The organism is Aliiroseovarius sp. YM-037, from assembly GCF_048060095.1.
Taxonomy (GTDB): domain Bacteria; phylum Pseudomonadota; class Alphaproteobacteria; order Rhodobacterales; family Rhodobacteraceae; genus JBLUOA01.
Genome location: NZ_JBLUOA010000001.1, coordinates 339,022 through 365,853 on the forward strand (window position 1 = coordinate 339,022; position 26,832 = coordinate 365,853).

Genomic DNA, 26,832 nt, shown 5'->3' on the forward strand with positions numbered 1-26,832 from the left:
GTGCAGAACGCGTGCACGGGCCGTACACACCCTGTGCATACGCGCGGTGCCGCTACTGATGGTTAGCGAAGGCGGTGGGTCAGCGATACTGACTAACCGGGTTAACGAAGGATGAACAAGATGGCTGAGACATCCAAAACGGGCGGGTGCCTTTGCGGTGCGGTGCGCTACACGCTGGCGGAAACTCCGAAAAGCTATGGCGCGTGTCATTGCAGCATGTGCCGGCGCTGGTCAGGCGGGATCGAGCTTGGCATTCAGACGACGGCCGATGCGATCAGTTTTGAAAACAATGACCACATCCGCGTCTTCAAATCGTCGGACTGGGCAGAGCGAGCGTTCTGCGACATTTGCGGGTCGAACCTCTACTGGAAGCTGACCGCACCGGGGCCGCATCACGGCATGATGAGCCTGAGCGCCGGATCGCTTGATGACCTCGGCGACCTGAAGCTCGACCACGAGGTTTATATCGACCACAAGCCCGATGGCCACGCCTTTGCCGGGGAACGCACCCGGATGACCGAGGCGGACATCATGGCGATGATGAATCCTGACGGGGCGGAGGAGGCGGAATGACCGCACTGACCGGCCAATGCCTGTGTGGCGCGGTCACCGTGACCGTCAGCGGCCACGACCCCCGTGTCGGGGCCTGCCACTGCCGCATGTGCCAGCGCTGGTCGGGCGGGCTGTTCCTGTGTTTCGAGGCACCGGCGGACAGCGTGACGGCCACCGGACCGGTCGCCCGCCATGCGTCGTCGGCCTTCGCGGAGCGGGCGTTCTGCGCCACCTGCGGATCGCATCTTTGGATGCGGGACACGACAGAGGCCGACGCCGGGTACGACCTGATGCCGGGCCTATTCGACGATGCGCGCGACTGGCCGCTGCGGTCGGAAATCTATGCAGATTGCGCGCTCGCCTCGATCCGTCTGGACGGAAAACACACGCGGGCGACCCGCGAAGAATATGAACAGAACAATCCCCACGTGGGTGAAGGAGATGGCCAATGACCAAATTTGACGCGAACTGGGCCGCCGCCGAGGAAGAAAAGCGCAAGTGGATGGCCGAGAACGGCCTTTATTCCGAGGATGAGGAACATTCGTCCTGTGGGGTCGGGCTTGTCGTATCGGTGAATGGATCGGCCAGCCGTGGCGTGGTTGAGGCGGGCATCGACGCGCTGAAGGCGATCTGGCACCGGGGGGCTGTCGATGCCGATGGCAAGACCGGGGACGGCGCGGGCATCCATGTGCAGATTCCAGTCAAGTTCTTCTACGACCAGATCGAACGCACGGGGCATGAGCCGCGGATGGATGAACTGGTCGCGGTCGGGCAGGTGTTCCTGCCGCGCACGGATTTCGGGGCGCAGGAGACCTGCCGCACGATCATCGAAACCGAAGTGCTGCGCATGGGCTATTACATCTACGGCTGGCGCCACGTGCCGGTCGATGTCACCTGCCTTGGCGAAAAGGCCAACGCGACGCGGCCCGAGATTGAACAGATCCTGATTTCGAATTCCAAAGGTGTGGATGAGGACACGTTCGAGCGGGAGCTTTACGTGATTCGCCGCCGCATCGAAAAGGCTGCCGCCGCCGCGCAGGTGCCATCGCTTTACATCGCGTCGCTGTCTTGCCGGTCGGTGATCTACAAGGGCATGATGCTGGCCGAGCAGGTGAGCGAGTTCTACCCGGACTTACAGGATGAACGCTTCGTCAGTGCCTTCGCGATCTATCACCAGCGCTATTCCACCAACACCTTCCCGCAATGGTGGCTGGCGCAGCCGTTTCGGATGCTGGCCCATAACGGCGAGATCAACACGCTGAAGGGCAACCTCAACTGGATGAAAAGCCATGAAATCCGCATGGCCTCGGCGTCGTTTGGCGATCATGCGGACGATATCAAGCCGATCATCGCGCAGGGGTCTTCGGATTCCGCAGCACTTGATGGGGTGTTCGAGGTTCTGGTGCGCGCCGGGCGGTCCGCGCCGATGGCGAAAACCATGCTGGTGCCGGAAAGCTGGTCAAAGCAGGCGGTGGAATTGCCGCAAAGCTGGCGGGATATGTATTCCTACTGCAACAGCGTGATGGAGCCGTGGGACGGCCCCGCCGCGCTGGCGATGACCGACGGGCGCTGGGTTTGCGCGGGGCTTGACCGGAATGGCTTGCGCCCGATGCGCTATGTCGTGACGGGCGAGGGCCTGCTGATCGCGGGGTCCGAGGCCGGGATGGTTCCGATTGACGAGGCCACGGTGGTCGAGAAGGGCGCGCTTGGCCCCGGCCAGATGATCGCCGTCGACATGAAGAAGGGGCTGCTGTTCCACGACACCGAGATCAAGGACAAGCTGGCCCGTGCGTTGCCCTTCGGGGAGTGGGTCGGCAAGATCCACGAACTTGACGCGGAGCTTGCCGCAACGACGGAACGCCCGGTCTTTACCGGCGCGGACCTGCGCCGCCGCCAGATTGCGGCTGGATATACGATTGAGGAGTTGGAACAAATCCTCGCGCCGATGGCCGAGGATGGGAAGGAAGCGCTGGCGAGCATGGGGGACGATACGCCCTCGGCGGTGTTGTCGACGAAATACCGCCCGCTTAGCCACTTCTTCCGCCAGAACTTTAGCCAAGTGACGAACCCGCCGATCGACTCTTTGCGGGAATTCCGGGTGATGAGCCTGAAGACCCGGTTCGGCAACCTCAAGAACGTGCTGGACGAGGATAGCAGCCAGACCGAAATCCTGGTGCTGGAAAGCCCGTTTGTCGGCAATGCGCAGTTTGATGAACTGGTCCGCCACTTCAACGCGCCGATGGTTGAGATTGACTGCACTTTCCCGGTCGATGGTGGCTCAAGCGCTCTGTCGACCGCGCTGAAACGTATCCGGGCCGAGGCGGAGGACGCCGTGCGGTCGGGCTGTGGCCACATCATCCTGAGCGACATGGCGCAGGGCGAGGATCGCGTGGCGATGCCGATGATCCTTGCGACCAGCGCCGTGCATAGCTGGCTGACGCGCAAGGGGCTGAGGACATTCACATCGCTGAACGTTCGCACGGCGGAATGTATCGATCCGCATTATTTCGCGGTGCTGATCGGGGCCGGGGCAACCGTTGTGAACGCTTATCTTGCCGAAGACAGCCTTGCCGACCGGATCGAACGCGGCTTGCTGGATTGCAGCCTGACCGAAGCGGTGCGCCGCTATCGCACGGCGATCGATCAGGGGCTTTTGAAGATCATGGCGAAGATGGGGATTTCGGTCGTGTCGTCCTATCGCGGCGGTCTGAACTTTGAGGCCGTGGGCCTAAGCCGCGCGATGTGCGCGGAATATTTCCCCGGAATGCTGAGCCGGATTTCCGGCATCGGCACCTACGGGATTCAGAAAAAGACCGAAGCGGTGCACGCCAAGGGGTTTCGTGGCGGGCAGGATGTGCTGCCCATCGGCGGCTTCTACAAGGCGCGCAAATCCGGCGAAACACATGCGTGGGAAGCGCAGGCGATGCACATGCTGCAATCGGCCTGCACGCGGGCATCTTACGAGATGTGGAAGCAGTATTCATCCAAGATGAAAGCGGCCCCGCCGATCCATCTGCGCGATTTGCTGGACATCAAGCCGCTCGGCGCGCCGATCCCGCTGGAGGAAGTGGAAAGCATCACCTCGATCCGCAAACGGTTCGTGACGCCGGGCATGTCGCTGGGGGCGTTGTCGCCCGAGGCGCACAAGACACTGAACGTCGCGATGAACCGGATCGGTGCGAAGTCGGACTCTGGCGAGGGCGGCGAAGACCCGGCGCATTTCACGCCGGAGCCGAACGGCGACAACCCGTCCGCGAAGATCAAGCAGGTGGCGTCAGGCCGCTTCGGTGTCACCGCGGAATACCTGAACCAGTGCGAGGAGTTGGAGATTAAGGTCGCCCAAGGCGCGAAGCCGGGTGAGGGTGGGCAGCTTCCGGGGATGAAGGTCACCGACCTGATCGCGCGGCTCAGGCATTCGACGAAGGGGGTGACGCTGATCTCGCCGCCACCGCATCACGATATCTACTCCATCGAGGACCTTGCGCAGTTGATCTATGACCTCAAGCAGATCAACCCGCGCTGCAAGGTGACGGTGAAGCTGGTCGCGTCGTCAGGCGTTGGCACGATTGCCGCAGGTGTGGCCAAGGCCAAGGCCGATGTGATCCTGATTTCCGGCCACAACGGCGGCACCGGGGCCAGCCCCGCAACCAGCATCAAGTATGCCGGTCTGCCGTGGGAAATGGGCCTGACCGAAGCGCACCAGGTTCTGTCGATGAACAAGCTGCGCGACCGTGTGACGCTGCGGACCGACGGTGGGCTGCGCACGGGCCGCGATATCGTCATGGCCGCGATGATGGGGGCCGAGGAATACGGTATCGGCACCGCCGCGCTGATCGCGATGGGCTGCATCATGGTGCGTCAGTGCCAGAGCAACACGTGCCCCGTCGGCGTTTGCACGCAGGACGACGCACTGCGCGAGAAGTTCACGGGGACGGCGGACAAGGTCGTGAACCTCATCACCTTCTACGCGACCGAGGTGCGGGAAATCCTCGCCTCAATCGGCGCGCGGTCGCTGGATGAGGTGATTGGCCGCGCGGATCGGCTGACCCAAGTCAGCCGTGGGGCGGCGCATCTGGATGACCTCGACCTCAACCCGTTGCTGATCACCGTCGATGGCGCGGACAAAATCGTTTACAACCGCGACAAGCCGCGCAATGCGGTGCCGGATACGCTCGACGCGGAAATCGTGCGCGATGCCGAACGGTTCCTGAAGGATGGCGAGAAGATGCAGCTGTCTTACGCGGTGCAAAACACGCACAGGTCGGTGGGCACCCGCACGTCGAGCCATATCGTGCAACGGTTCGGGATGCGCAATAGCCTGCAACCGGATCACCTGACGGTGAAGCTTTCGGGGTCTGCTGGGCAGGCGCTGGGCGCGTTTGCCGCGCCGGGATTGAAGCTTGAGGTCAGCGGCGATGCCAACGACTATGTCGGCAAGGGGTTGTCGGGTGGCACCATCGTCGTGCGTCCGCCGATGGCAAGCCCGCTGCGGGCCTGTCACAACACGATCATCGGCAACACGGTGCTTTACGGCGCGACGGCGGGTTATCTGTTTGCTGCCGGGAAGGCGGGCGAGCGGTTCGCGGTCCGCAACTCGGGCGCGCATGTGGTGATCGAAGGCTGCGGCGCCTGCGGGTGCGAATACATGACCGGCGGCGTTGCGGTGATCCTTGGCGATATCGGCGCGAATTTCGGGGCCGGGATGACCGGCGGAATGGCGTATCTTTACGACCCCGAAGGCAAGTCCGACATCCTGATAAACCGCGAAACGCTGGTGATCTGTCCGGTCACGGTCGATCACTGGGAGGCGGAGTTGAAGACGCTGATCGAACGGCATCTTGAGGAAACCGGAAGCCGTCGGGCCGCCGATATCCTTCAGCATTGGGAGGTTGAACGCGAACATTTCCTGCAGGTTTGCCCGAAGGAAATGCTGCCCCATCTTGCCGCCCCGCTGGGGATCGAAGAGGACGCGCAAACCGCGTAAAATATCCTGCAAGGGCTTCCCGAACGGTCGCATTTTTGCAATAGGATCAGAGACACGAAAGCGCAGGGATTGACCCTGCGCTTTTTTCGACTGCTATGGTGAGTTGTGGCACGGACGGCAAAGAAAAAACCTGCGAAGAAGAAGGCAGCGGCGAAGAAAGCCCAGAAACAGACCGGCAAGCGTCCGGTCCGTTGGGCGCTGAAATGGCTGCTGAGGGGAGGGCTTGCCGTGGTCGTTTCAGGCTTTGTTCTGGTTGCGCTTTACAGCGTCATCAATCCGCCGACCACGCCCTATATCCTGTCGGAATCGCGCCGCCTTGGCGGGGTGGAGCGGGAATGGGTCGCAATCGAGGATATCTCTCCCTACATGGCGCGGTCGGTCGTTGCGGCGGAGGATGCGAATTTCTGCCTGCATTGGGGGTTCGATATGTCGGCGATCCGTGACGCGTTTGCGGCCGGTGCGCGGCGGGGCGGGTCGACGATTTCGCAGCAGACCGTGAAGAACGCCTATTTGTGGCAGGGCCGAAGCTGGACCCGCAAGGCGATGGAAGCGGTGCTGACGCCAATGGTCGAGGCGGTCTGGAGCAAGCGACGCATCGTCGAAGTCTACCTGAACGTCGCGGAGTTTGGCGAAGGCGTGTTCGGGGTCGACGCGGCGGCGCGGCATTACTTCAAGGTCGGTGCCGCCGATCTGACCGCGACACAGGCCGCGCGGCTGGCGGCGATCCTGCCGAACCCCAAGGGGCGGTCGGCCTCTCGCCCGTCGCCAAGCACCCGCAACCGCGCCGCAAGCATCCGTGACGGAGCAGCCACCATCCGCGCAGACGGACGGTCCGCGTGCTTCGAAGGTTGATCTGGCGGGCGCTTCGCGGCAAGTAGGATAAAACCCCGTCAAAGAGTGTGCGCGATGAACCGGCTATTCCATGTTCCCCTGTCTCCGTTCTGCCGCAAGGTTCGGTTGAGCCTTGCCGAGAAGAAGATCGAAGTGGAACTGGTCGAGGAAAAATACTGGGAACAAGACCCGGATTTTCTGCGCCGCAACCCGGCGGGCAAGGTGCCGGTGCTGCGGATGGACGGCATGATGATGGCCGAAAGCGCACCGATCTGCGAATATATCGAAGAGAAATACCCGACACCGCCGCTGCTGCCGTCAGCCCCCGAGGCGCGATACGAGGTGCGCCGACTGGTCAGTTGGTTCGACGACAAGTTCCACCACGAGGTGACGGCGAACCTGCTGTATGAGCGGGTGAACAAGAAGGTGACGGGGCAGGGCTATCCCGACAGCAAGAACGTCAAGGCGGGGGCGAAGGCGATCAAGTATCATCTGGATTACATGACTTGGCTGCTGGATCAGCGCCGCTGGCTGGCGGGGGATGTCATGACGCTGGCCGATTTTGCCGCCGCCGCGCATCTGTCGGCGCTGGATTACATCAGCGATGTCGACTGGAACCGCAGCGACGCGGTGAAGGACTGGTATGCCAAGATCAAGTCACGCCCCGCCTTCCGGTCGATCCTTGCCGATCAGGTGCCGGGCTTTCCGCCGCCAGCGCATTATGCCGATCTCGACTTTTAAATTGGGCGGCGGGACCGGGTGGGCTGTCTGTCCCCCCGGAGCCCCCCCGAGAGTATTTTCCGCAAGATGAAACAGGGTGAGGATACCCCCGCCGCGTTGAAAGAGCGGCTGGTGACCGAGGCGAATGCGGAAGGTTTCGCGCGGGTCGGGATCTGTGCGCCGGATGCGGTGCCGCAGATTGCGGAGCGGCTGGAGCGGTTTGTCGAACATGGGCGGCACGGGCAGATGGGATGGATGGCCGAGCGGATGCATTGGCGCGGCGACCCGGCGGCGCTGTGGACCGATGCGCGATCCGTCATCATGCTGGCAGAGCCCTATACGCCGGAGCATGATCCGCTGGAGGTGCTTCAGCAGCGGGATCGCGCGGCGATTTCGGTTTATGCGCAGAACCGGGATTACCATGACATCGTGAAGAAGCGGCTGAAGCGGGTCGGGCGCTGGTTGATCGAGCAGGTGCCGGGGGCGGAGATCAAGGTGTTTGTCGATACGGCGCCGGTCATGGAAAAGCCCTTGGCCGAGGCGGCGGGGCTGGGATGGCAGGGCAAGCACACCAACCTGCTGAGCCGGCAGCTGGGAAACTGGTTTTTCCTTGGCGCGATTTTTACCACGGTCAATCTGCCGAAGGACGCGCCGGGCCGGGAAAATTGCGGGAGTTGCCGGGCCTGTCTGGATGTGTGTCCGACGAACGCCTTTCCCGCGCCGTTTGAACTCGACGCGCGGCGGTGCATTTCTTATCTGACGATTGAACATCACGGTCCGGTCGATGAAGAGTTGCGGGCGCTGATGGGCAACCGGATCTACGGCTGCGACGATTGCCTTGCCGTGTGCCCGTGGAACAAGTTTGCCGAGGCCGCGTCGGAAATCCGGTATCGGGCGCGCGAGGATTTGAGGGCGCCGGACCTCGCCGAGCTGGCGGCGCTGGATGATGCGGCGTTCCGGGCGACGTTCTCAGGCTCTCCGATCAAGCGGATCGGACGGGATCGGTTCGTGAGGAACGTGCTGTATGCAATCGGGAATTCCGGCGCGGCGCGATTGCGGGCTGCGGCGCAGGGATTGACGGACGATCCAGACCCGACGGTTGCGGACGCGGCACGCTGGGCGGTGGAGCGGTTGGAAGGGGCGACATGAATCCGGTCAAGGGCATCCTGCTGAAGCTGTGCGCGGTCCTGCTGTTCATCACCATGGCGTCACTGATCAAGGCCGTAGCCGGTCGCGTCCCGCCGGGGGAGGCGGTGTTCTTCCGCTCGTTCCTGGCGCTGCCGGTGATCCTGACGTGGCTTGCGCTTCGGGGCGATCTGCGCACGGGGTTGCGGGTAAAAAGCCTGATGAGCCATTTCTGGCGCGGCTTCGTCGGGACGGTTGCGATGGGGTGCGGCTTTGCAGCGCTGGGGCTTTTGCCGCTGCCCGAGGTCACGGCGCTGGGCTACGCCGCGCCGCTGTTGACGGTGATTTTCGCCGCGATGTTCCTTGGGGAAGAGGTGCGGGCGTTTCGCTTGTCGGCGGTCGCGCTGGGGCTGGTCGGCGTGCTGATCGTGTTGTCGCCGCGCCTTACGCTGCTTGAGGGAGAGACGGTTGAAACCGGGGCCGCGATTGGCGCGATCCTGGTGTTGCTGGGCGCGGTCTGCGCGGCGCTCGCGCAGATCTACATCCGCAAGATGGTCGCGACCGAACAGACCTCGGCAATCGTATTCTGGTTTTCGATCACCTCGTCGCTTCTTGCCCTGCTGACGCTGCCGTTCGGCTGGGTCATGCCAACGGGCAGCGAGGCGGTGCTGCTGGTGCTGGCCGGATTGCTGGGCGGGTTGGGGCAGATTTTCCTGACTTCGAGCTATCGGTTCGCGGACGCGTCGGTGGTCGCGCCGTTTGATTACGCGTCGATGATCTTTGCGTTGGGGATCGGGTATTTTGTGTTTGATGAGGTGCCGACGCTGACCATGCTCGGCGGGGCGGCGCTTGTGATTCTGGCGGGGGTGTTGATTATCCTGCGCGAACATCGGTTGGGGTTGGAGCGTGGGCGCGCCCGGAAGAATATGACTCCGCAGGGGTAACACCGCAAAATTGCGCGGGTTTTTCGCGGCGGCGCACTCCGCCAATTGCGAATTTGGGCAGGCTGCATTTTCGTGTTATGGTTGCAACCCAACCGAACGGAGGCCGGTATGACACGACATATCATCGACCATCGCAAGGGTGCGCGAAATGGCTCAGTTCTTAGGCGTTTTGCGGATGTGGAGCGGCAGAACGGAGCTGTCGGACCCCACCCGACGACCGCCAGCCTGCAACGCCGCCCGCAAGACCGGGTGGAGCGTGGCAGCGCGCGGGTCCGGGCCTATATGAAGATCGACCGCAGCACGCGGGATTGACGCCGGGCAAGCCGATTGGGCATGAAAAAGGGGCCAGAACGATCCGGCCCCTTCATTACAGGTTTGGCGTGGTATCAGGCGCGAACAAGCGCCTCATAACTTTCTGAGATATCGCGGGCAATTGCCCCGACTTCGAAGTTGTAGTCGCCGATCTGCCCGACGGGCGTGACCTCGGCCGCGGTGCCGGTCAGCCAGCATTGCTGAAAGCCCTCAAGTTCCTCCGGCATGATGTGGCGTTCGTGGACGGCGATGCCTTTTTCCTTCAGCATCTGGATCACGGTTTGCCGGGTCAGGCCGTTCAGGAAGCAATCGGCGAGGGGTGTGTGAACCTCTCCGTCCCTCACGAAGAACAGGTTCGCGCCGGTCGCTTCGGCCACGTAGCCGCGATAGTCGAACATCATTGCGTCGGAACAGCCTTTCGCCTCGGCCGCGTGTTTGGACATGGTGCAGATCATGTAGAGGCCGGCGGCTTTCGCTTCGGACGGGATGGTTTCGGGGCTGGGGCGTTTCCATTTCGAGATGTCGAGCTTTGCGCCCTTCATTTTGGCGTCGCCGTAATAGGCACCCCATTCCCACGCGGCGACCGCCATGCGGACCGGGTTGCGAGCAGAGGCGACGCCCATATCCTCGCCCACGCCGCGCCAGGCGAGGACGCGCACGTAAGCGTCGCTGAGGTTGTTCGCGTCAAGCACCTGCTGCTTGGCGGCCTCGATCTCCTCGACCGTGTAGGGCACGTCGAAGTCGATCAGCTTGGCGGAGTGGATCAGCCGCTTGGAGTGATCGACGGAGCGGAAGATCTTGCCGTTGTAGGCACGTTCGCCCTCGAACACGGAGGATGCGTAATGCATTGCGTGGGTGAGGATGTGGACATTGGCATCGCGCCATTCGACGAGTTTGCCGTCCATCCAGATCTTGCCGTCGCGGTCATCGTATCCCGCCATGTCTTGTCCTTTCATCGTTGCCGGGGACGCCGGCGATATTTCCAAATGTTGCGCAACATAAGTCCGGTTCGGACATATTGTTACTCAAAAACTGATGGTTGTTACGAATTGATTCTTGGAAAGTCAACAAGGCTGACTTAAAATCACCGGAAACGGCAGGAAATGTGAACAGGGGGATGGTATGAGTGAGGGCACGACCACGAATGGTGGTGGAGTATCCAGTGTTGGCGGCGAGGGGCTTCTGTTTCTGACGGATGAGCAGTTGCGCAAAGGGATCGAGGCGATGTTCTTTGCCTATCGCGGATTCACCGCTGACCCGGACCGTATTCTGGAAAACTATGCCTATGGCCGTGCCCATCACCGGGCCGTGCATTTCATCAACCGCCGTCCCGGAACGACCGTCAACAACCTTTTGGCCATCCTTGGCGTCACCAAGCAATCGCTGAACCGCGTGCTGCGGGCCTTGATCGAAGAGGGGCTGGTCGAAAGCCGCGTCGGAACCCGCGACAAGCGGGAACGGCACTTGTATCTGACCGATGCGGGCGAGGCGTTGGAGCAGGAACTGTCAGACGCGCAACGCGCCCGAATGCGCAAAGCCTACCGCATGGCGGGACCGGACGCAGTGCAGGGGTTCCGCCAGGTGCTTGAAGCGATGATGGACCCGGAAATGCGCCGCCACTTCCGCGCACTGAAAGAGGGTGGTGCATGAACGACGCATCTGACGCGCATCTGCTGATCGTCGATGACGATGAGCGGATCAGGGGGCTGTTGCAAAAGTTTCTGATCCGGAACGGGTTTTTCGTATCCTCCGCCCGTGATGCCGCACATGCCCGGCGTATCCTGAGCGGGCTGGAGTTTGATCTGATCGTGCTCGATGTGATGATGCCGGGCGAGGACGGGTTAAGCCTTACCCGCAGTCTGCGGGAGACGATAGAAACGCCGATCCTGCTGCTGACCGCCAAGGGCGAGACGGAGGATCGGATCTCAGGCCTTGAGGCGGGGGCCGACGACTACCTCGCCAAACCGTTTGAGCCGAAAGAGTTGTTGCTGCGGATCAACGCGATCCTGCGCCGGGTGCCAAACGCCGGGGTGGTCGATAGCGGGCCGAAAGTGCTGATGCTGGGATCGGTGCGCTATGATATGGAGCGTGGAGAGCTGTGGCAGGGCGAGGAGCCGGTGCGCCTGACCGCGACCGAGGCGCAGTTGATGAAGATATTCGCCGCGAGCCTCGGGGAGCCGGTGAGCCGCGCGAAGCTGGTCGAAGATCTTGGCCGGGGTGCCGGGCGGGACGGCGCGCAGGCGCAGGAACGCGCGGTCGACGTGCAGATCACGCGGCTGCGGCGAAAGATTGAGGCCGACCCGAAACAGCCGCGCTATCTGCAAACGGTTCGGGGCGCGGGATACATGCTGGCGCCGGATTGAAAAAAAGGCGTTTTCGCGCTATAATTGTCATCGTTTCATTAATTCAATTGAATCGATTGATATGGCCAAGGGGAAGAAAAAAGGTAGCCCAAAGCCGACCGAAGACGGCAACGCCGTTCCGGTCGATCCCCCGGGCTATGGTGAGTATTTTGATGCGGACGGGTCGAGCCGTAACTTGGGTGAGTGTGTCTGGGCTGTCTGCCGCGATCTGGAGAACCTTCGAGATAATCTGACGAAAGTCGACGAAGGTCTTGAAGGTCGGATCGAATACCTCGGCGAGGCGATAGAGGCGCTAAGCACGAAAATCAAAGATCTCGATGAAAAGAAGATTCCCAAAATTGACGGGAAAGTAGAAAAACTGTGGTTCATTCCTGAGTTGATGGGCTGGGTTAAGAAGAAGAAATTGGTCACTATTCCTCTTGCGATAAGCGCGTTTACCGCCGTCATTGCGTCATTGGCGATCGTCGGCTTCGTCCTCTTCTCGGACAAATGCGAAGGCTTTTGGCCGAAGCTCAACTGCATTATGTCGCGTACGGCAGACAACGCTGTCGCGCACGCCATCATCAACGGCCCTGAAAACGCTGCGGACTTCGGCCTCGTTCTTGATTCCGATGAAACTTTCCAAAACAAACTGGGTGACTTTCACAGCACATTCGTGGAAGTCGGCGAGGTCTTTCCTGAAATCGAGGAGGCGCTGGGGATCGGGCGGGAGGAATACCGCAGCCTCAAGGAGGCACGCCTGGATCCCGCTGCCGCGATACGCTATTTCAGGGATCACGGCGAAACGGTTGAAGACTGGGTCAAACGAGACATACTCGTCAGCTTGGTGAGTGAATTCTCCAAAAGTTTGGTCGGCGCGAGATCAGAGGAGTACTTTTTCCTCTCGGAGCATGCCGAAATGCTAGGTGAAACTGTTTTGCAGCAGAAGTTGGCGACCTTGGCATTCAGCGTTCAGGATCAGAATGTCCGCTATGAGGCAATGCTGCGTCGATTGGAGGTGCTGAGCGGAGACGCCTATGAGGTTCGGGGGCAGAACCTTTTGAAGGTCGCAGAATCGACGGATCAAATCAGGGATCGGGCATGGAAAAGGCTTCTCGTTCTGGTCGCGGAGAACCCCGACAGCAATTCGCAATTCGTACTCCCCAGCGCTTACAGGTCTGCGATTGGCGTTACTAGCATATACAGAGGAAAATATATCCGGCAACTGGACACAGCACTGGCCGAACTAATTAATCATTCCAGCGGCCGCGGACAGAACGTAAACGTCTATTTGGCTCGGGCGTGGACCACGCTTCTGATGAGCGGAGAGAACAGCATCGAGCGCGCGCTCGACCATTACCGATCCGCTAACGAGCTGAGAGCAGATCAGGGTGGATCGATCTGGGTGATCGCAACTGGTCGTTGGCGGGAAGAGTTCGTTCAACATGTGAGTGGAATCATCGCATCGGCCAGCAAGACAGATCAGATCGACTGGCCCAAGGATGATGAAGTCATAGTAAAGGCCGATCTGGAGTTGCCGCCGTCCAAACCTGCATTGGATTAGTACGATGTGTTAGACTCCTCCGGAAAAGGTTAGAAGGGGGGCGGGCTGATCGTCGCCAAACTGCCTTGCCCGGCATGCTTTTCTGGCTTATCGCTCACCCCATGCCGACCCTCTTCTACACCCACAGCGATTGCGATGCCCATGCCTCGCCCCAAGGGCATCCGGAGCAGGTGGCGCGGTTGCCTGCGATCCGTTCGGCGGTGGCGCAACTTGATGGGCTTGTGCATGTTGAGGCGCCGCTTGGGGGCGAGACGGACGTGCTCCGCTGTCATCCGCAGGATTATATCGACCGGATTCGGGCAGCGATTCCCGATGCCGGGTGGTCAGCGGTTGATGGGGATACCTACCTCGCGCCTGGGTCGCTTCGGGCCGCGTTTCGCGGCGTAGGTGCGGTTTGCGATGCGGTGGATCGGGTGCTGGCGGGGGACGCTTCAAACGCTTTCGTCGCGTGCCGCCCGCCGGGGCATCATGCGGAGCGGGAGACCGCGATGGGGTTTTGCCTGTTTGGCTCGGTGGCGATCGCGGCCAAACACGCGCTGGATCATCATGGGCTTTCCCGTGTTGCAGTAATTGATTTTGACGTTCACCACGGCAATGGCACGCAGGATTTGCTGTGGGGTGAGGCGCGGACGCTGTTCGCCTCTACCCACCAGATGCCGCTTTATCCGGGGTCGGGTGCTGCGCATGAACGTGGCGCGCATGACAACGTGCTGAACGTGCCGCTTGCAAGCGGCACGGGCTCTGCCGCGATGCGTGCGGCTTATGAAGGGCATATCCTGCCTGCGATTGAGGCGTTTCGGCCGGAGTTGATCCTGATCTCTGCGGGGTTCGATGCGCACCGGGCGGACCCGCTGGCGGGGCTGATGTGGACGACGGATGATTTTGGCTGGCTTAGCCGGAAAATCTGCGATCTGGCGGATCGGGTGTGTGATGGGCGGGTGGTCTCCTCTCTCGAAGGGGGGTATGATCTTGACGCGCTGGCGGAGTCTGCCGCCGCACACGTAAAGGTATTGATGGAGCACGCGGGATGAGCGACACGCCGGTCGAAAAAATGAGCTTTGAAGAAGCAATGAAAGCGCTTGAGGAGGTCGTCGGCCAGCTTGAACGCGGGGATGTGCCGCTTGAGGATTCCATCGCGCTTTACGAACGCGGGGCGGAGTTGAAGAAGCGCTGTGAGAAGAAGCTGAAAGAGGCCGAGGAAAAGGTCGCCGCGATCACCCTTGGCGAAGACGGGCAGCCGACGGGGACCACCCCGGTCGAAGGGCTGTAGATGTTTCAAGACAGGCTGGCAGAGGACCGGGCGCGGGTTGCGGCCTGTCTGAACGCGACGCTTGATACGCTCGACCCGCAGCCGGTGCATGATGCGATGCGCTATGCGGTTGAGGGCGGCAAGGGCGTGCGCGGATTTCTGGTGCTGGAAAGCGCGCGGCTGTTCGGAATTGACCCGGATCGCGCCGTTTGGGCCGCCGCGGCGGTCGAGGCGATGCACGCCTATTCGCTGATCCATGATGACCTGCCCTGTATGGATGACGACGATCTGCGGCGCGGGCGGCCTACGGTTCATGTGAAATGGGACGAGGCGACAGCGGTGCTGGCGGGTGACGCGTTGCAGGCGCTGGCCTTCGGGTTGCTGACGCGGGAAGAGATCGGGCCAGCGGACCGGCGGATCGCGCTGGTCGAGGGGTTTTCGCGCGCGGCGGGGGCCTGGGGCATGGTGCTTGGCCAAGCGCTCGACATCGCGGCGGAGACGGCGGACGCGCCGTTGACGCTTGCGGAGATCACAGCGTTGCAATCCGGTAAAACAGGGGCGCTGATAAACTGGTCAGCCGAAGCGGGCGCGGTGATCGCGGGCGAGGATCGCACCCCCCTGCGGCACTATGCCAACGCCTTGGGCCTTGCGTTTCAGATTGCGGATGACATCCTAGATGTCGAAGGTGACGCGGCAAAAGCCGGGAAGCGACTGAACAAGGATGCCCATGCCGGGAAGGCGACATTCGTTTCGCTTCTTGGGTTGGACGGTGCCAAGGCGCGGGCGAAGGCGTTGGTGGCGGAGGCCGAGGCCGCGCTTGCCCCCTATGGTGAGGCCGCGGAAACCTTGCGGCAGGCGGCGCGTTTCGTTATTGCCCGCGAAAGCTGAAACTGGCCCCGAAAGGGGGACTGCGCGATGAGTGACGAAAAACAGACCCGCCCCGCGACCCCGACGCTGGATCGCGTTTCCGTGCCTGCGGACATGAAGGGAATGTCGGATGCGGAGCTGAAACGCCTTGCGACGGAGCTTCGGGCAGAGACGATCAGCGCGGTATCGGAAACCGGCGGGCATCTGGGGGCGGGGCTGGGTGTCATTGAATTGACCGTCGCGCTTCACGCGGTATTTGACGCGCCGAAGGATCGGATTATCTGGGACGTGAGCCATCAGTGCTACCCCCACAAGATCCTGACCGGGCGGCGCGACCGTATCCGCACGATCCGCCAGAAAGACGGGCTGAGCGGGTTCACTAAGCGCAGCGAAAGCCCGTATGACCCGTTTGGGGCCGCGCATTCGTCGACCTCGATCAGCGCGGCACTGGGTTTTGCGGTTGCCCGCGATCTGGGCGGTGCGCCGGAACATGGCATCGGGGATGCCATTGCCGTGATCGGTGATGGTGCGATCAGTGCTGGCATGGCCTATGAGGCGATGAACAACGCGGGCCATCTGGGTCGCCGCTTGATCGTCATCCTGAACGACAACGAAATGTCGATTGCTCCGCCGGTCGGGGCGATGTCGTCATACCTGTCACGCCTCTACGCGGGTGCCCCGTTTCAGGAGTTGAAATCCGCGGCCAAGGGTGCTGTCAGCCTGCTGCCTGAACCGTTTCAGGAAGGCGCGCGTCGGGCCAAGGAAATGCTGAAGGGCATGACAGTTGGCGGGACGCTGTTCGAGGAACTCGGGTTTTCCTATGTCGGGCCGATTGATGGCCACGACCTTGACCAGTTGCTGCCGCTGCTGCGCACGGTCAAGGACCGCGCGACGGGGCCGATGCTGCTGCATGTGACGACGCAAAAGGGCAAAGGCTATGCCCCGGCAGAGCAGGCCCGCGACAAGGGCCACGCGACTGCGAAATTTGACGTGGTGACGGGCAAGCAGAAGAAAGCACCGTCCAACGCGCCAAGCTACACGCGCGTGTTCGCCGACAGCCTGATCCGCGAGGCGGCGGAGGACGACAAGATCTGCGCCGTGACCGCCGCGATGCCGGATGGCACGGGGTTGAACCTGTTTGCCGAACGCTACCCCAGCCGTTGCTTTGACGTGGCGATTGCCGAGCAGCATGGCGTGACGTTTTCGGCCGCGCTCGCCGCTGGCGGGATGAAGCCCTTTTGCACGATTTATTCGACATTCCTGCAACGTGGATACGATCAGGTGGTGCATGATGTGGCGATCCAGCGCTTGCCGGTGCGGTTTGCGATTGATCGCGCGGGGCTTGTCGGGGCCGACGGGGCGACCCACGCGGGCAGCTATGACATTGCATATCTGTCGAACCTTCCCGGCTTCACCGTGATGGCGGCGGCGGATGAGGCGGAGCTTGTCCACATGGTCGCGACCGCCGTGGCCCATGACGACGGGCCGATTGCGTTCCGCTTCCCGCGCGGCGAAGGCGTCGGCGTTGACCTGCCGGAACGCGGCACGCCGCTGGAAATCGGCAAGGGCCGGATCATTCAAGAGGGCGGGCGCGTCGCGCTGCTGTCCTTCGGCACGCGTCTGGCAGAGGTTCAGGCGGCGGCGGAGTCGCTGCAAGCGAAGGGGATCACCCCGACGATTGCCGACGCCCGGTTTGCCAAACCACTGGACCGTGACTTGATCCTGCAACTGGCGGCGGACCACGAGGCGCTGATCACCATCGAGGAAGGCGCGGTCGGCGGCTTTGGCAGCCACGTCGCGCAATTGCTGGCCGAGGAAGGCGTGTTTGATTCGGGGCTGAAATACCGTTCGATGGTGCTGCCCGACATCTTTATCGACCAGGCAAGCCCAGCCGATATGTATCGCGTCGCCGGGCTGAGTGCTGCGGATATCGAGGCGAAAGTGCTTGCCGTTCTTGGTGTCAGCGCCATTGGCGAACGCCGCGCCTGAGCATTTTAGCCATGCGGCGGCGGCGCAACATCGGCGGCAATTCTCCCACTCAACGACCGGCCCGAGTCGACTCTGCGCGAATTTCCGATCTAGGGTCGCTGCATAAATAACGCCCACAAAGGGCGAGTTGAGGCAGAGACATGAAGAAACTGGCATTGGCCGCGGCGCTTGCGCTGACGGCAGTTAATGCGATTGCGGGCGGGTTGAAGCCTCCGATTGCAGAAGAAACACCACCCGAAACGGTGACGATAAAGCATGACGCCAACCTTCAGCGGGGATTTTTCCTGCCGGTTGATGGCGATGATGTGCGGGTGATTGAGGTTTCGGGCTAAGCCCGGAGCCTTGCCAAGACCCAGAGCGTCGGCGGCCTGATCGGCCGCCGGGGCCGTTCACTCATCCGCCAGAAGGGCGGAGAGACCGTCGCGATAGCTTGGGTATTTCAACGTCACCCCAAGTTCGTTTTTGATCCGATCATTCCGAACACGCTTGTTTTCCGCATAAAAGCTCTGCGCCATTGGTGTCATTTCGGCTGTGTCGTAGTCGACCGCCGGGGGCAGCGGCAGGCCGAGTAAATCGGCGGCATGGGCGATTACGTCTTCGGGCGGGGCGGGGTCATCGTCGCAAACATTATAAACCGCGTCGGAGTTCGGTTGCGCGATGGATGCGGCGAGGATTTGCGCGATATCGTCGACATGGATACGCGAAAAGACCTGACCGGGCTTGATAACGCGGCGCGCCTTGCCGGCCCGCACCTTGGCGAAGGGGCCACGACCGGGGCCGTAGATGCCCGCCAGCCGGAAGATATGGAGCGGAAGGTCAGGGATGGCCCGCCACGCCGCCTCAGCCCCTGCCCTGCGGTGGCCGCGTTCGGTGCTGGGGGAGAGCGGTGTGTTTTCGTCAACCCAAGCGCCGCCATGATCGCCATAGACTCCGGTGGTGGAGAGGTAGCCGACCCATTTGAATTGTCCGGCGCGTTCGGTGATCGACCCGCGCAGTTCGTTGAGGACGGGATCGCCATCCTCGGTCGGGCCAGCAGAAATCAGTAAGTGCGTCGCGGTATCGAGGGCGGGCGTGATGTCGTCGCCGGGCCAGATGAGGGAGGTGACACCCTCGGCCTTCAACGCGTCGGTTTTGTCGGCAGAGCGTGTCGTGCCGGTGATCGCCCAGCCTTGGGGGAGGAGGAGCCGGGCTAACGCGCGGGCGCTGTAGCCGTGGCCGAAGGAAAGCAGATGTGACATGCCGCGCATATTGGCGGCTGAGGCGATGGGTGCAAGGGCGATCCGCGCGTCCTTACCCGAGACGGGGCAGAGTATTGCGGGCGCGGGGTATGGATATTTTTGGAAAATGGTGGGGCGGGGTGCTGCAAAAACAGGGTTACGGCTGGTCATTCGCGTGCGAGGTGGGTAAACGGCGCGGATACTCGCGAACAATGACGCTGGAGACTTCCGTGCAAGCTGACATTCTGACCAGCCTGAAGCAGGACTGGCTGGGTAACATCCGTGCCGACCTACTCGCCGGCCTTGTCGTGGCCTTGGCCCTGATCCCGGAGGCGATTGCCTTTTCGATCATCGCCGGGGTGGACCCGAAGGTGGGCCTTTATGCGTCCTTTTCGATTGCAGTGATCACCGCGATTGCGGGCGGGCGACCGGGGATGATTTCGGCGGCAACGGCGGCAACGGCCGTGCTTATGGTGACGCTGGTGAAGGATCACGGCTTGCAATATCTGCTGGCCGCGACGGTGCTGGCGGGGCTGTTGCAGATCGGGGCGGGGGCGCTGCGCCTTGGCAATATCATGCGGTTTGTGTCGCGGTCGGTGATGACGGGGTTTGTCAACGCGCTCGCCATCCTGATTTTCATGGCGCAATTGCCGGAGCTTGACTGGCACAATGCGGGCGTCACGTGGCTGACCTATGTGATGGTCGCGGGCGGGCTGGCGATCATCTATCTGTTTCCGTTGCTGACGACCGCGATCCCGTCGCCCTTGGTGACGATCATCGTGCTGACGGGCCTTGCGATGGCGCTTGGGCTGGACGTTCGGGTTGTCGGAGACATGGGCGCGTTGCCGGATACGCTACCGATTTTCCTGCTGCCGGATATTCCGCTGAACCTTGAGACGTTGCAGATTATCTTCCCGGTGTCTGCTGCTGTTGCCGTGGTCGGCCTGCTGGAAAGCCTGATGACCGCGAAGCTGGTCGATGACCTGACCGACACGAAATCCGACAAGAATCGCGAGTGCATCGGCCAAGGCCTTGCCAACACCGCGACCGGGTTCATCGGCGGTATGGCGGGCTGTGCGATGATCGGGCAGTCGATGATCAACGTGAAATCGGGCGGGCGTGGGCGGCTGTCCTGCTTTGCGGCGGGTGTGTTCCTGCTGTTCCTGATCGTCGTGCTGGGCGACTGGGTTGCGCAGATCCCGATGCCAGCGCTGGTCGCGATCATGATCATGGTGTCGATCGGGACGTTTAGCTGGTCTTCACTGAAGAACCTGCGTGAACATCCGACGGCGTCCTCGGTCGTGATGGTCGCGACGGTTGTCGTGACGGTTTATACCCATAACCTCGCTTATGGAGTTCTGGTCGGGGTGCTGCTGTCGGGCATCTTCTTTGCCTGGAAAATCGCGGCAGTGTTCCGGGTGCGCTCGACCCTATCGGCAGACGGGCGGGCGCGGACCTACGTCGTCGAGGGGCAGTTGTTCTTTGCCACAGCGCCGGACCTTGCCGAGTCCTTCGATTTCAACGAGGTGTTGGAGGCCGTCACCATCGACGTCAGCCGCGCGCATATCTGGGATATCTCGTCTGTTTCAGCCATCGACATGGTGGTTCTGAAATTCCGCCGCGAAGGCGCGGATGTTGAGATTATCGGGATGAACGAGGCGAGCGAGACCCTGATGGGCCGCCTTGCCGAACATGACAAACCGGGCGCGCTGGAACGCCTGATGGGCCACTGAGGGAGAGCGGGCATGTCAAAGATCGTCGCATTGGTGGATGGCTCTGTCTATTCGGAGAGCGTGTGTGACCACGCGGCCTGGGTCGCAACGCGCAAGGGGTCTTCGGTCGAGATTTTGCACGTGTTGGGGCGGCGCGAGGGGGCGAAAAGCGACCTGTCGGGCAATATCGGTCTGGGCGCGCGGACCCGGCTGATGGAGGAACTGGCGGAGCTTGACGCCGAACGCGCGAAGCTCAGCATGAAGCGCGGCCGTGCGATCCTTGAGGATGCAGAGGCGCGCTTGCGTGCGGATGGGGTTGAGGAAATTACCACCCGTCTGCGCCACGGCGATTTGATCGAAGAACTGCACCGGGCTGAGGCCGACGCCGATCTGGTCGTTGTCGGCAAGCGCGGCGAGGCGGCGGATTTCGCGACGCTGCATCTTGGATCGAATTTGGAACGGGTGGTTCGGGCAAGCGAGAAGCCCGTGCTTGTCACCTCTCGCGCGTTCAAACCGGTTGAGACGTTTTTGATCGCCTTTGATGGTGGCAAAAGCGCACTGAAGGCGGTGAACCACGTTGCGCGAAGCAATGTCTTTGGCGGGTTGAACTGCGTGCTGCTGAGCGCAGGCGCGGAAACGACAGAATCCCGGCGGGCCGTCGAAGGGGCTGCCGCGCAGTTGAAAAGCGCGGGATACAGCGTGGAAATCCGCACCCCGCCCGGTCGAGCCGATACAGCGATTACCGAGGCTGTGACCGCAGGTGGCATCGACATGTTGCTGATGGGGGCGTTCCGTCATTCGCGTATTCGCAGCTTGTTCATCGGCTCCACCACCGCAGAGATGGTCAGGAACTGCCATATTCCGCTGCTGCTGTTTCGTTAAGTTGTGGTAACGTCAGGCGCAAAAGGGGGTTCCCATGCGTCTGCACCAGATCACGCCGTTCGTTCCCTGCACCTTGCTGGTCAGGCAAGTCGCGTTTTACCGCGATGTGCTTGGATTTACGCTCGGGTTTCTCGCCGATAACTACGCGTTTCTGCGGCGGGATGATGTCGCCGTGCGGTTGGTTGAGGTTGATAAGACGGTCGATCTGGACCACCCCGAAAGGCAGGGGTCATTCTATATCGACGTTCACGATATCGATGCCGTCTATACCTCGATGGAGCAGCGACTGAACGCGCTGCCAGAGGGGCGGGTGCGGGCTCCGTTCAATCAGGACTATGGTCAGCGCGAATTTCATGTGGCGGACGAAGACTGCACGCTGGTCTTCTTTGGCGAGGGCGTCGCGCCTTCCGCATGAAGCGGGTTGCGGTGATGGCCGCGCCGCGACATGCTCCGCCGGATGTTGAGGATTGCAAACCGGGACGCGCGGCGGCTGTGGCTTCATGCGCAGGCGTTGTCGGACACGCCGACAGGGGCGCTTGATCTGCCTGCGCTGATCCGGCGGCTCGGGATGGTGCAGCTGGACACGATACGTGTTGTTTCGCGGGCGCATCACCATATCCTCTGGTCACGGAACCAGAATTACCGCGAACCGATGCTGGATCGGCTGCTGCGGCAGCGCGGGATCTTCGAGCACTTTACCCATGACGCGTCGGTCCTGCCGATGAAGTTCCTTCCGATGTGGGGTCGCCAGTTTCGACGGAAGCGTGAATGGCTCGACCGGTCGAACTGGTATGCGTCCATGCCGGATGCGGCGGGGCGCGCGGCGATCAAAGCGCGGATCGCGGAGGAGGGCGCGCTGTCCACCCGCGACTTCGACAGCGCGTTCGCCGGTGATCGGCAGATGTGGCAACGCCCACCGCACAAGCTTGGCCTCGATTACATGTGGTATGTGGGGGAGCTTGCGACCTGCCACCGGGTGAATTTCCACAAGTATTACGATCTGGCTGAACGGGTGTTCCCCGACGATCTGCGCCAGCGGGAGGTGGCGGAGGATGAGCAACTAGATTGGCTGTGCCGTGCGGCGCTGGCCCGGTCGGGGTTTGCAACGCCGGGTGAGGTCCAGCGGTTCTGGGACGCTACATCGGCGAAAGAGGTGAAGGCATGGGTCGACACGGCCCGCGACCTTGTCCCGGTCTCGGTCGAAACTGCGGAACGGCAATGGACCACTGCGCTCGCCCCGCCGGATATCGAACAGCGGTTGGGGGACGCACCCGCGCCGACCACGCGCCTGCGTATCCTCAGCCCATTTGACCCCGTCGTCAGGGATCGCAACAGGGCGCTGCGGTTGTTTGGATTCGACTATCGGATTGAAATTTTCGTTCCCGCCGCGAAGCGCAAGTGGGGCTATTACGTTTACCCGATGCTGGAAGGGGATCGTTTTGTCGGGCGGATCGAGGTCAAGGCAGATCGCGCGGCTGGCACGCTGACCGTCCTGAATTATTGGTGGGAGTCGAAAGTCAAGGAAACCCCGGCCCGACGCGCAAAGCTGGACGCGGAGCTTTCCCGGATGGCGCGGTTTGTCGGGGTGGACGATGTGATCTGGTCCACCCCATAGCCTTTACGCCGCGGGCTTGCGCCGACGGCGATTGTTGCGCTTGGGCTTGCCATGCGATTGGTTGGCCGGTTTCGGCTGGCTGCGGCGCTGTCCGCCACCGCGGTTTCCACCGCCTCCGCCACCACGACCGCCGCGTTTTTCGGGCTTTTGTTCAATCGGGCGTTCGCCGCCAACCACGGGGATCGTCAGTTTCATCACCTTTTCGATTTGGCGCAGATAGCCGATTTCGGTGGCAGAGCAGAACGCGATAGCCTCGCCCTCCGCACCTGCACGGGCCGTCCGGCCAATCCGGTGAACGTAGTTTTCCGCCACTTCTGGCAGGTCGTAGTTGTAGACGTGGCTGACGCCAGGAATGTCTATGCCACGGGCGGCCACGTCGGTCGCGACCAGAATCCGGGCCTCGCCCGCCTTGAAGTCGCGGATCGCGCGGTCACGCTGGTTCTGCGATTTGTTTCCGTGGATCGAGGTCGCCTTGAACCCCGACGCTTCGAGGTTCTTTTTCAACTTTTCCGCGCCGTGCTTGGTGCGGGCAAAGACCAGTGACAGGCCGTCGGGGTCCTTGTTGAGGTAGTCTTTCAACAGCTCCGTCTTGTCGCCCTGCGGCACATAGTGCAGCGCCTGGGTGATCTTGTCGGCAGCTTTGCCCGGAGGGGAAACCTGCACCCGTGCCGGATCGGTCAGGTAGGCGCGGGAAAGCTCCTCCATCTGCGCGGGCATGGTGGCGGAGAACAGCAGCGTCTGGCGCGGTTTCGCCAGCTTTGCAGCGATTTTCCGAAGCGCATGGATGAACCCCATGTCGAGCATCTGGTCCGCTTCGTCGAGAACCAGATACGTGACCGTATCCAGAAACACTGCACGACGGTCGCACAGGTCGATCAGACGGCCCGGTGTCGCGACGAGGATATGCGTGCCACGTTCGAGCTTTTTCACCTGATTGTTCAGCGATTGACCGCCAACAACGGTGACGACGCGGATCGGCGTGTCTTTGGTGTAGGCGGTCAGGTTCGCGGCGATCTGATTCACCAGTTCACGCGTCGGCGCAAGGATCAGCGCCCGCACGGATTTCGGCGTGGGTTTCGCGCCCGCGCCCATAAGCCGGTCGATCAGCGGCAGGCCGAACGCGGCGGTCTTGCCGGTGCCGGTCTGGGCAAGGCCGATCAGATCGCGGCCTTCCAGCACCAGCGGAATCGCCTTTTGCTGGATCGGTGTCGGTGTGTCGTATCCTGCCTTTGTGATGGCGGACAGAAGGTCGGGCTTGAGGCCCAGATCAGTAAATTTGGTCAAGAATGACCCTTTCATATATGCGCCCGCCCAAGACGGACGGAGTCGTCAGACAAGCGGGGCGGGACCATGCGAATGGCCCGTCCATTGCGGTTGCGCGCAAGATCCGCACCCCGGACCGAATGTCCTGTCAGGTGAACCTGCGCGTCAGACCCCCGCGTGACGTGGGAACTGTTTGGATTGTGGGACCGTTGCCGCATCGCGGTGCTGGTCGGGTCCATCCTGCCGATCAGTGTCGGCGGCTGCTCACGCGGCAGCGGAATGGGTTGAGGGTCATATCGGGGGTGAAGGGGTAGAAGTCAACCACAGAGTTTCGGATTGGCGGCGATTGCCCGCGCGCTGTGTCACGTCGGCGGGTGTCCGTCAAAACCGCGAGGGTGTCGGTTTTGGGATGGGCGGGCCGGTCGAATCCGGTTAGCATCCGGTTATCAAGGTGCCGCCCTCGGGCGGAGAATTGGGAAGCCGGTGAAACTCCGGCACTGCCCCCGCAACGGTAAGGACGGGCAACGACATGACGATCACCCACTGGGCGCACGCTCGGGAAGGGGTCATGTTAGCCGAAAGGCCCCGTCCAAGTCCGGAAACCAGCCTTGGTAGAAACGTCAACCGCGGGGCGCGGCGAAGGCGGGTCATGGACGCCAGCGTGCCTTGCCCTCTTCACCACCACCGCACAGAAAACGACCGCGGGGATGCGGCGGAAAGGCACGGATGTTGGATCAGATAGTGGACGGCCTGAACGAAATCGCTGAGCGGCCAGCGTTTGCAGAGGCGCAGGCAAAGGCCGCGATGATGGAGTGGATATTGACGCTGCCCGCCGGGGCCGACGCGCAGGAAGCTGCGCGGGCCGCCATCGGACGGTGCGAGGGCGTCGATTGCCCCAGCGTCGCGTTGACCCAATTCGTCGAATATCTGCATGACATCGCGGACACACCCGCGCTTTACCCCGTCCGCCGCGGCGGTGCCCGCGCCCGGCGTCAGGTCCACTAGGGCAGCTGCGACCAAATCACCCTATTTTCTTGGCCTTCGCCCTTTCATGTGCGGGTTGGATCGGTTAGAAGCCCCGCGTCCGATCCCGGACGAACTGAAACGGAGGTCTTTTATGGGCTATAAAGTCGTTGTCGTTGGCGCTACCGGAAACGTGGGCCGCGAAATGCTGAACATTCTGGCAGAGCGCCAGTTCCCGGTTGATGAGATTGCTGCGCTGGCAAGCCGTCGGTCGCTGGGCACGGAAGTCAGCTTTGGCGACAAGACGTTGAAGACCAAAGACCTCGACACGTTCGACTTCACGGGATGGGACATGGCGCTGTTCGCCATCGGCTCTGACGCGACCAAGCAATATGCGCCGAAGGCGGCGGGTGCCGGGTGCCTTGTGATCGATAATTCGTCGCTCTACCGCTACGATCCGCAGGTTCCGTTGATCGTGCCAGAGGTGAACCCGCAGGCGATTGAAGGCTACCGCGAGAAGATGATTATCGCGAACCCGAACTGTTCGACCGCGCAGATGGTCGTGGCGCTGAAGCCGCTACATGATCGGGCCAAGATCAAGCGCGTGGTAGTCAGCACATATCAATCCGTTTCAGGCTCCGGCAAAGAGGGCATTGATGAGCTGTGGGATCAGACCAAATCGATGTATAACCCGACGGACGACAAGCCGGCGAAGAAATTCACCAAGCAGATCGCCTTCAACGTCATTCCCCACATCGATGTGTTCCTTGAGGACGGATCGACCAAAGAAGAATGGAAGATGGTTGCCGAAACCAAAAAGATCGTCGATCCGACGATCAAGGTGACAGCGACCTGCGTGCGGGTGCCGGTGTTCGTCGGCCATTCCGAAGCGGTGAATATCGAGTTCGAAGACTTCCTCGACGAAGACGAAGCACGCGACATCCTGCGTGAGGCGCCGGGGCTGATGGTCATCGACAAGCGCGAAGACGGCGGATACGTCACGCCCGTCGAATGTGTCGGTGATTTCGCGACCTTCATCAGCCGCATCCGTCAGGACAGCACGATTGAAAACGGCCTGAACCTGTGGTGCGTCAGTGATAACCTGCGCAAAGGCGCTGCGCTGAACGCGGTTCAGATCGCAGAGCTTTACGGTCGGGAAGTCCTGAAACAAGGCTGACCCCAGCCCCAGAAAACCTGCTGATTGGCCCGATTCGTCGGGCCTTTCTTGCTTTTGCCCTGGCTGCTGCCGCGTCCGCGCCGGTGGCCAATCAGGTGCCCTTGCGTCAATTGTGTCAAGAATTGGGCACTATCACGGATGCAACGCGAGGGAGAAACATCATATATTTCATAGTTTTACAGAAATTTGGCGAAATTTCCGCTCGGAAAATTAACGATTATGGCCAAATTGTGTCATCAAGCACGGCGAGGCCCAGCAACTTAGGGCCCCTTGCCGTCGCGTTGGGGGGAACGCGCGGCAAGGTCTAACGAAGGGGTGGAGATGACAGATTTTATTCACAAAGCGCGGCTGGGCCGGACCTACGCCTTGCTAAGCAAGAAAACCAAACGGCCCGTTGGGCGGCCCGCGCCGTTTTCAAAGCGCGATAACCCGCCCTGCGTGCCAGAGTTTCGTGCCACGCGCACTCCGTATGCCCTGTCAAAGCAAGACATGGTCCGCCAAAAGCAGACCGACGCCGTGTAGTC

General features: G+C 61.7%; 26 protein-coding genes and 1 riboswitch. Of the genes, 23 read left to right on the forward strand and 3 right to left on the reverse strand.

The annotated features are described in order from the left end of the window. The first annotated feature begins 120 nt into the window (after window positions 1-120). From ACEWPJ_RS01550 to ACEWPJ_RS01585, 8 genes are all read left to right on the forward strand, one after another. Window positions 121-573, forward strand: a complete 453-nt coding sequence (locus tag ACEWPJ_RS01550; RefSeq protein WP_416510396.1) for a GFA family protein — start codon at window positions 121-123, stop codon at window positions 571-573. Continuing rightward, on the forward strand, window positions 570-1,004 hold the full coding sequence (locus ACEWPJ_RS01555) for a GFA family protein (protein ID WP_416510397.1): 435 nt from the start codon (window positions 570-572) through the stop codon (window positions 1,002-1,004). Before ACEWPJ_RS01550 ends, ACEWPJ_RS01555 begins: the two co-directional genes overlap by 4 nt. Further along, window positions 1,001-5,536 (forward strand): glutamate synthase large subunit, encoded by a 4,536-nt coding sequence (gene gltB, locus ACEWPJ_RS01560; RefSeq protein WP_416510398.1) that lies wholly within the window; start codon window positions 1,001-1,003, stop codon window positions 5,534-5,536. Before ACEWPJ_RS01555 ends, gltB begins: the two co-directional genes overlap by 4 nt. A gap of 105 nt (window positions 5,537-5,641) precedes the next feature. Next, the gene (gene mtgA / locus ACEWPJ_RS01565; RefSeq protein ID WP_416510399.1) at window positions 5,642-6,388 is read left to right on the forward strand and encodes a monofunctional biosynthetic peptidoglycan transglycosylase; all 747 of its coding nucleotides are present in this window, start codon (window positions 5,642-5,644) and stop codon (window positions 6,386-6,388) included. Between the two features lie 54 nt (window positions 6,389-6,442). Beyond that, window positions 6,443-7,108: a glutathione S-transferase family protein gene (locus tag ACEWPJ_RS01570; RefSeq protein WP_416510400.1), complete on the forward strand. Its 666-nt coding sequence runs from the start codon at window positions 6,443-6,445 to the stop codon at window positions 7,106-7,108. 66 nt (window positions 7,109-7,174) lie between these two features. Beyond that, on the forward strand, window positions 7,175-8,236 hold the full coding sequence (gene queG / locus ACEWPJ_RS01575) for a tRNA epoxyqueuosine(34) reductase QueG (RefSeq protein ID WP_416510401.1): 1,062 nt from the start codon (window positions 7,175-7,177) through the stop codon (window positions 8,234-8,236). After that, window positions 8,233-9,156, forward strand: coding sequence for a DMT family transporter (locus ACEWPJ_RS01580; protein ID WP_416510402.1), 924 nt, complete (start codon window positions 8,233-8,235; stop codon window positions 9,154-9,156). Before queG ends, ACEWPJ_RS01580 begins: the two co-directional genes overlap by 4 nt. Window positions 9,157-9,264: 108 nt before the next feature. Then, a complete protein-coding gene (locus tag ACEWPJ_RS01585) occupies window positions 9,265-9,468 on the forward strand; it encodes a hypothetical protein (protein ID WP_416510403.1) in 204 nt (67 codons plus the stop codon). A gap of 74 nt (window positions 9,469-9,542) precedes the next feature. Here the strand turns inward: ACEWPJ_RS01585 and ACEWPJ_RS01590 are convergent, their stop codons facing one another. Further along, the gene (locus tag ACEWPJ_RS01590) at window positions 9,543-10,409 is read right to left on the reverse strand and encodes a branched-chain amino acid aminotransferase (RefSeq protein WP_416510404.1); all 867 of its coding nucleotides are present in this window, start codon (window positions 10,407-10,409) and stop codon (window positions 9,543-9,545) included. A 181-nt stretch (window positions 10,410-10,590) separates the two neighbouring features. Here ACEWPJ_RS01590 and ACEWPJ_RS01595 point away from each other — a divergent pair, with 181 nt between their 5' ends. The 8 genes from ACEWPJ_RS01595 (at window position 10,591) to ACEWPJ_RS01630 (ending at window position 17,811) form a co-directional block, all read left to right on the forward strand. Beyond that, a complete protein-coding gene (locus ACEWPJ_RS01595) occupies window positions 10,591-11,118 on the forward strand; it encodes a MarR family winged helix-turn-helix transcriptional regulator (protein ID WP_416510405.1) in 528 nt (175 codons plus the stop codon). Beyond that, window positions 11,115-11,831, forward strand: a complete 717-nt coding sequence (locus ACEWPJ_RS01600) for a response regulator (protein WP_416510406.1) — start codon at window positions 11,115-11,117, stop codon at window positions 11,829-11,831. The genes ACEWPJ_RS01595 and ACEWPJ_RS01600 overlap by 4 nt, the downstream gene beginning before the upstream one ends. Window positions 11,832-11,892: 61 nt before the next feature. Then, window positions 11,893-13,374, forward strand: coding sequence for a hypothetical protein (locus ACEWPJ_RS01605; protein WP_416510407.1), 1,482 nt, complete (start codon window positions 11,893-11,895; stop codon window positions 13,372-13,374). A 101-nt stretch (window positions 13,375-13,475) separates the two neighbouring features. Beyond that, window positions 13,476-14,405 (forward strand): histone deacetylase family protein, encoded by a 930-nt coding sequence (locus ACEWPJ_RS01610; RefSeq protein ID WP_416510408.1) that lies wholly within the window; start codon window positions 13,476-13,478, stop codon window positions 14,403-14,405. Further along, a complete protein-coding gene (locus tag ACEWPJ_RS01615; protein ID WP_416510409.1) occupies window positions 14,402-14,644 on the forward strand; it encodes an exodeoxyribonuclease VII small subunit in 243 nt (80 codons plus the stop codon). The genes ACEWPJ_RS01610 and ACEWPJ_RS01615 overlap by 4 nt, the downstream gene beginning before the upstream one ends. Next, entirely contained in the window at window positions 14,645-15,511 is an 867-nt protein-coding gene (locus ACEWPJ_RS01620) for a polyprenyl synthetase family protein (protein WP_416510410.1), read from the forward strand. It abuts the gene before it with no gap. A 27-nt stretch (window positions 15,512-15,538) separates the two neighbouring features. After that, window positions 15,539-17,479: a 1-deoxy-D-xylulose-5-phosphate synthase gene (gene dxs / locus ACEWPJ_RS01625; protein WP_416510411.1), complete on the forward strand. Its 1,941-nt coding sequence runs from the start codon at window positions 15,539-15,541 to the stop codon at window positions 17,477-17,479. Window positions 17,480-17,619: 140 nt separating this feature from the next. Further along, window positions 17,620-17,811 carry a hypothetical protein gene (locus ACEWPJ_RS01630; protein WP_416510412.1) on the forward strand — a complete coding sequence of 64 codons (192 nt, stop codon included), beginning with the start codon at window positions 17,620-17,622 and terminating at the stop codon, window positions 17,809-17,811. Between the two features lie 57 nt (window positions 17,812-17,868). Here ACEWPJ_RS01630 and ACEWPJ_RS01635 read toward each other — a convergent pair whose 3' ends face one another. Next, window positions 17,869-18,717 carry an SDR family oxidoreductase gene (locus ACEWPJ_RS01635; protein ID WP_416510413.1) on the reverse strand — a complete coding sequence of 283 codons (849 nt, stop codon included), beginning with the start codon at window positions 18,715-18,717 and terminating at the stop codon, window positions 17,869-17,871. A gap of 191 nt (window positions 18,718-18,908) precedes the next feature. Here ACEWPJ_RS01635 and ACEWPJ_RS01640 point away from each other — a divergent pair, with 191 nt between their 5' ends. From ACEWPJ_RS01640 to ACEWPJ_RS01655, 4 genes are read left to right on the forward strand one after another with little or no spacing between them, the layout of a single operon-like run. Next, entirely contained in the window at window positions 18,909-20,429 is a 1,521-nt protein-coding gene (locus tag ACEWPJ_RS01640; RefSeq protein WP_416512983.1) for a SulP family inorganic anion transporter, read from the forward strand. Window positions 20,430-20,441: 12 nt separating this feature from the next. Then, window positions 20,442-21,290, forward strand: coding sequence for a universal stress protein (locus ACEWPJ_RS01645; protein WP_416510414.1), 849 nt, complete (start codon window positions 20,442-20,444; stop codon window positions 21,288-21,290). Between the two features lie 34 nt (window positions 21,291-21,324). Further along, window positions 21,325-21,705 carry a VOC family protein gene (locus ACEWPJ_RS01650; RefSeq protein ID WP_416510415.1) on the forward strand — a complete coding sequence of 127 codons (381 nt, stop codon included), beginning with the start codon at window positions 21,325-21,327 and terminating at the stop codon, window positions 21,703-21,705. A 42-nt stretch (window positions 21,706-21,747) separates the two neighbouring features. After that, window positions 21,748-22,905: a winged helix-turn-helix domain-containing protein gene (locus ACEWPJ_RS01655; RefSeq protein ID WP_416510416.1), complete on the forward strand. Its 1,158-nt coding sequence runs from the start codon at window positions 21,748-21,750 to the stop codon at window positions 22,903-22,905. A 3-nt stretch (window positions 22,906-22,908) separates the two neighbouring features. Here ACEWPJ_RS01655 and ACEWPJ_RS01660 read toward each other — a convergent pair whose 3' ends face one another. After that, entirely contained in the window at window positions 22,909-24,189 is a 1,281-nt protein-coding gene (locus ACEWPJ_RS01660; protein WP_416510417.1) for a DEAD/DEAH box helicase, read from the reverse strand. Window positions 24,190-24,600: 411 nt separating this feature from the next. Beyond that, window positions 24,601-24,794, forward strand: a riboswitch (cobalamin riboswitch). Window positions 24,795-24,894: 100 nt separating this feature from the next. Between ACEWPJ_RS01660 and ACEWPJ_RS01665 the strand changes: the two genes are divergently transcribed. From ACEWPJ_RS01665 to ACEWPJ_RS01675, 3 genes are all read left to right on the forward strand, one after another. Continuing rightward, window positions 24,895-25,173: a hypothetical protein gene (locus ACEWPJ_RS01665; protein WP_416510418.1), complete on the forward strand. Its 279-nt coding sequence runs from the start codon at window positions 24,895-24,897 to the stop codon at window positions 25,171-25,173. Between the two features lie 112 nt (window positions 25,174-25,285). Further along, window positions 25,286-26,308, forward strand: coding sequence for an aspartate-semialdehyde dehydrogenase (locus ACEWPJ_RS01670; protein WP_416510419.1), 1,023 nt, complete (start codon window positions 25,286-25,288; stop codon window positions 26,306-26,308). A 321-nt stretch (window positions 26,309-26,629) separates the two neighbouring features. Continuing rightward, window positions 26,630-26,830: a hypothetical protein gene (locus ACEWPJ_RS01675; RefSeq protein WP_416510420.1), complete on the forward strand. Its 201-nt coding sequence runs from the start codon at window positions 26,630-26,632 to the stop codon at window positions 26,828-26,830. The last annotated feature ends 2 nt before the right edge of the window (window positions 26,831-26,832 follow it).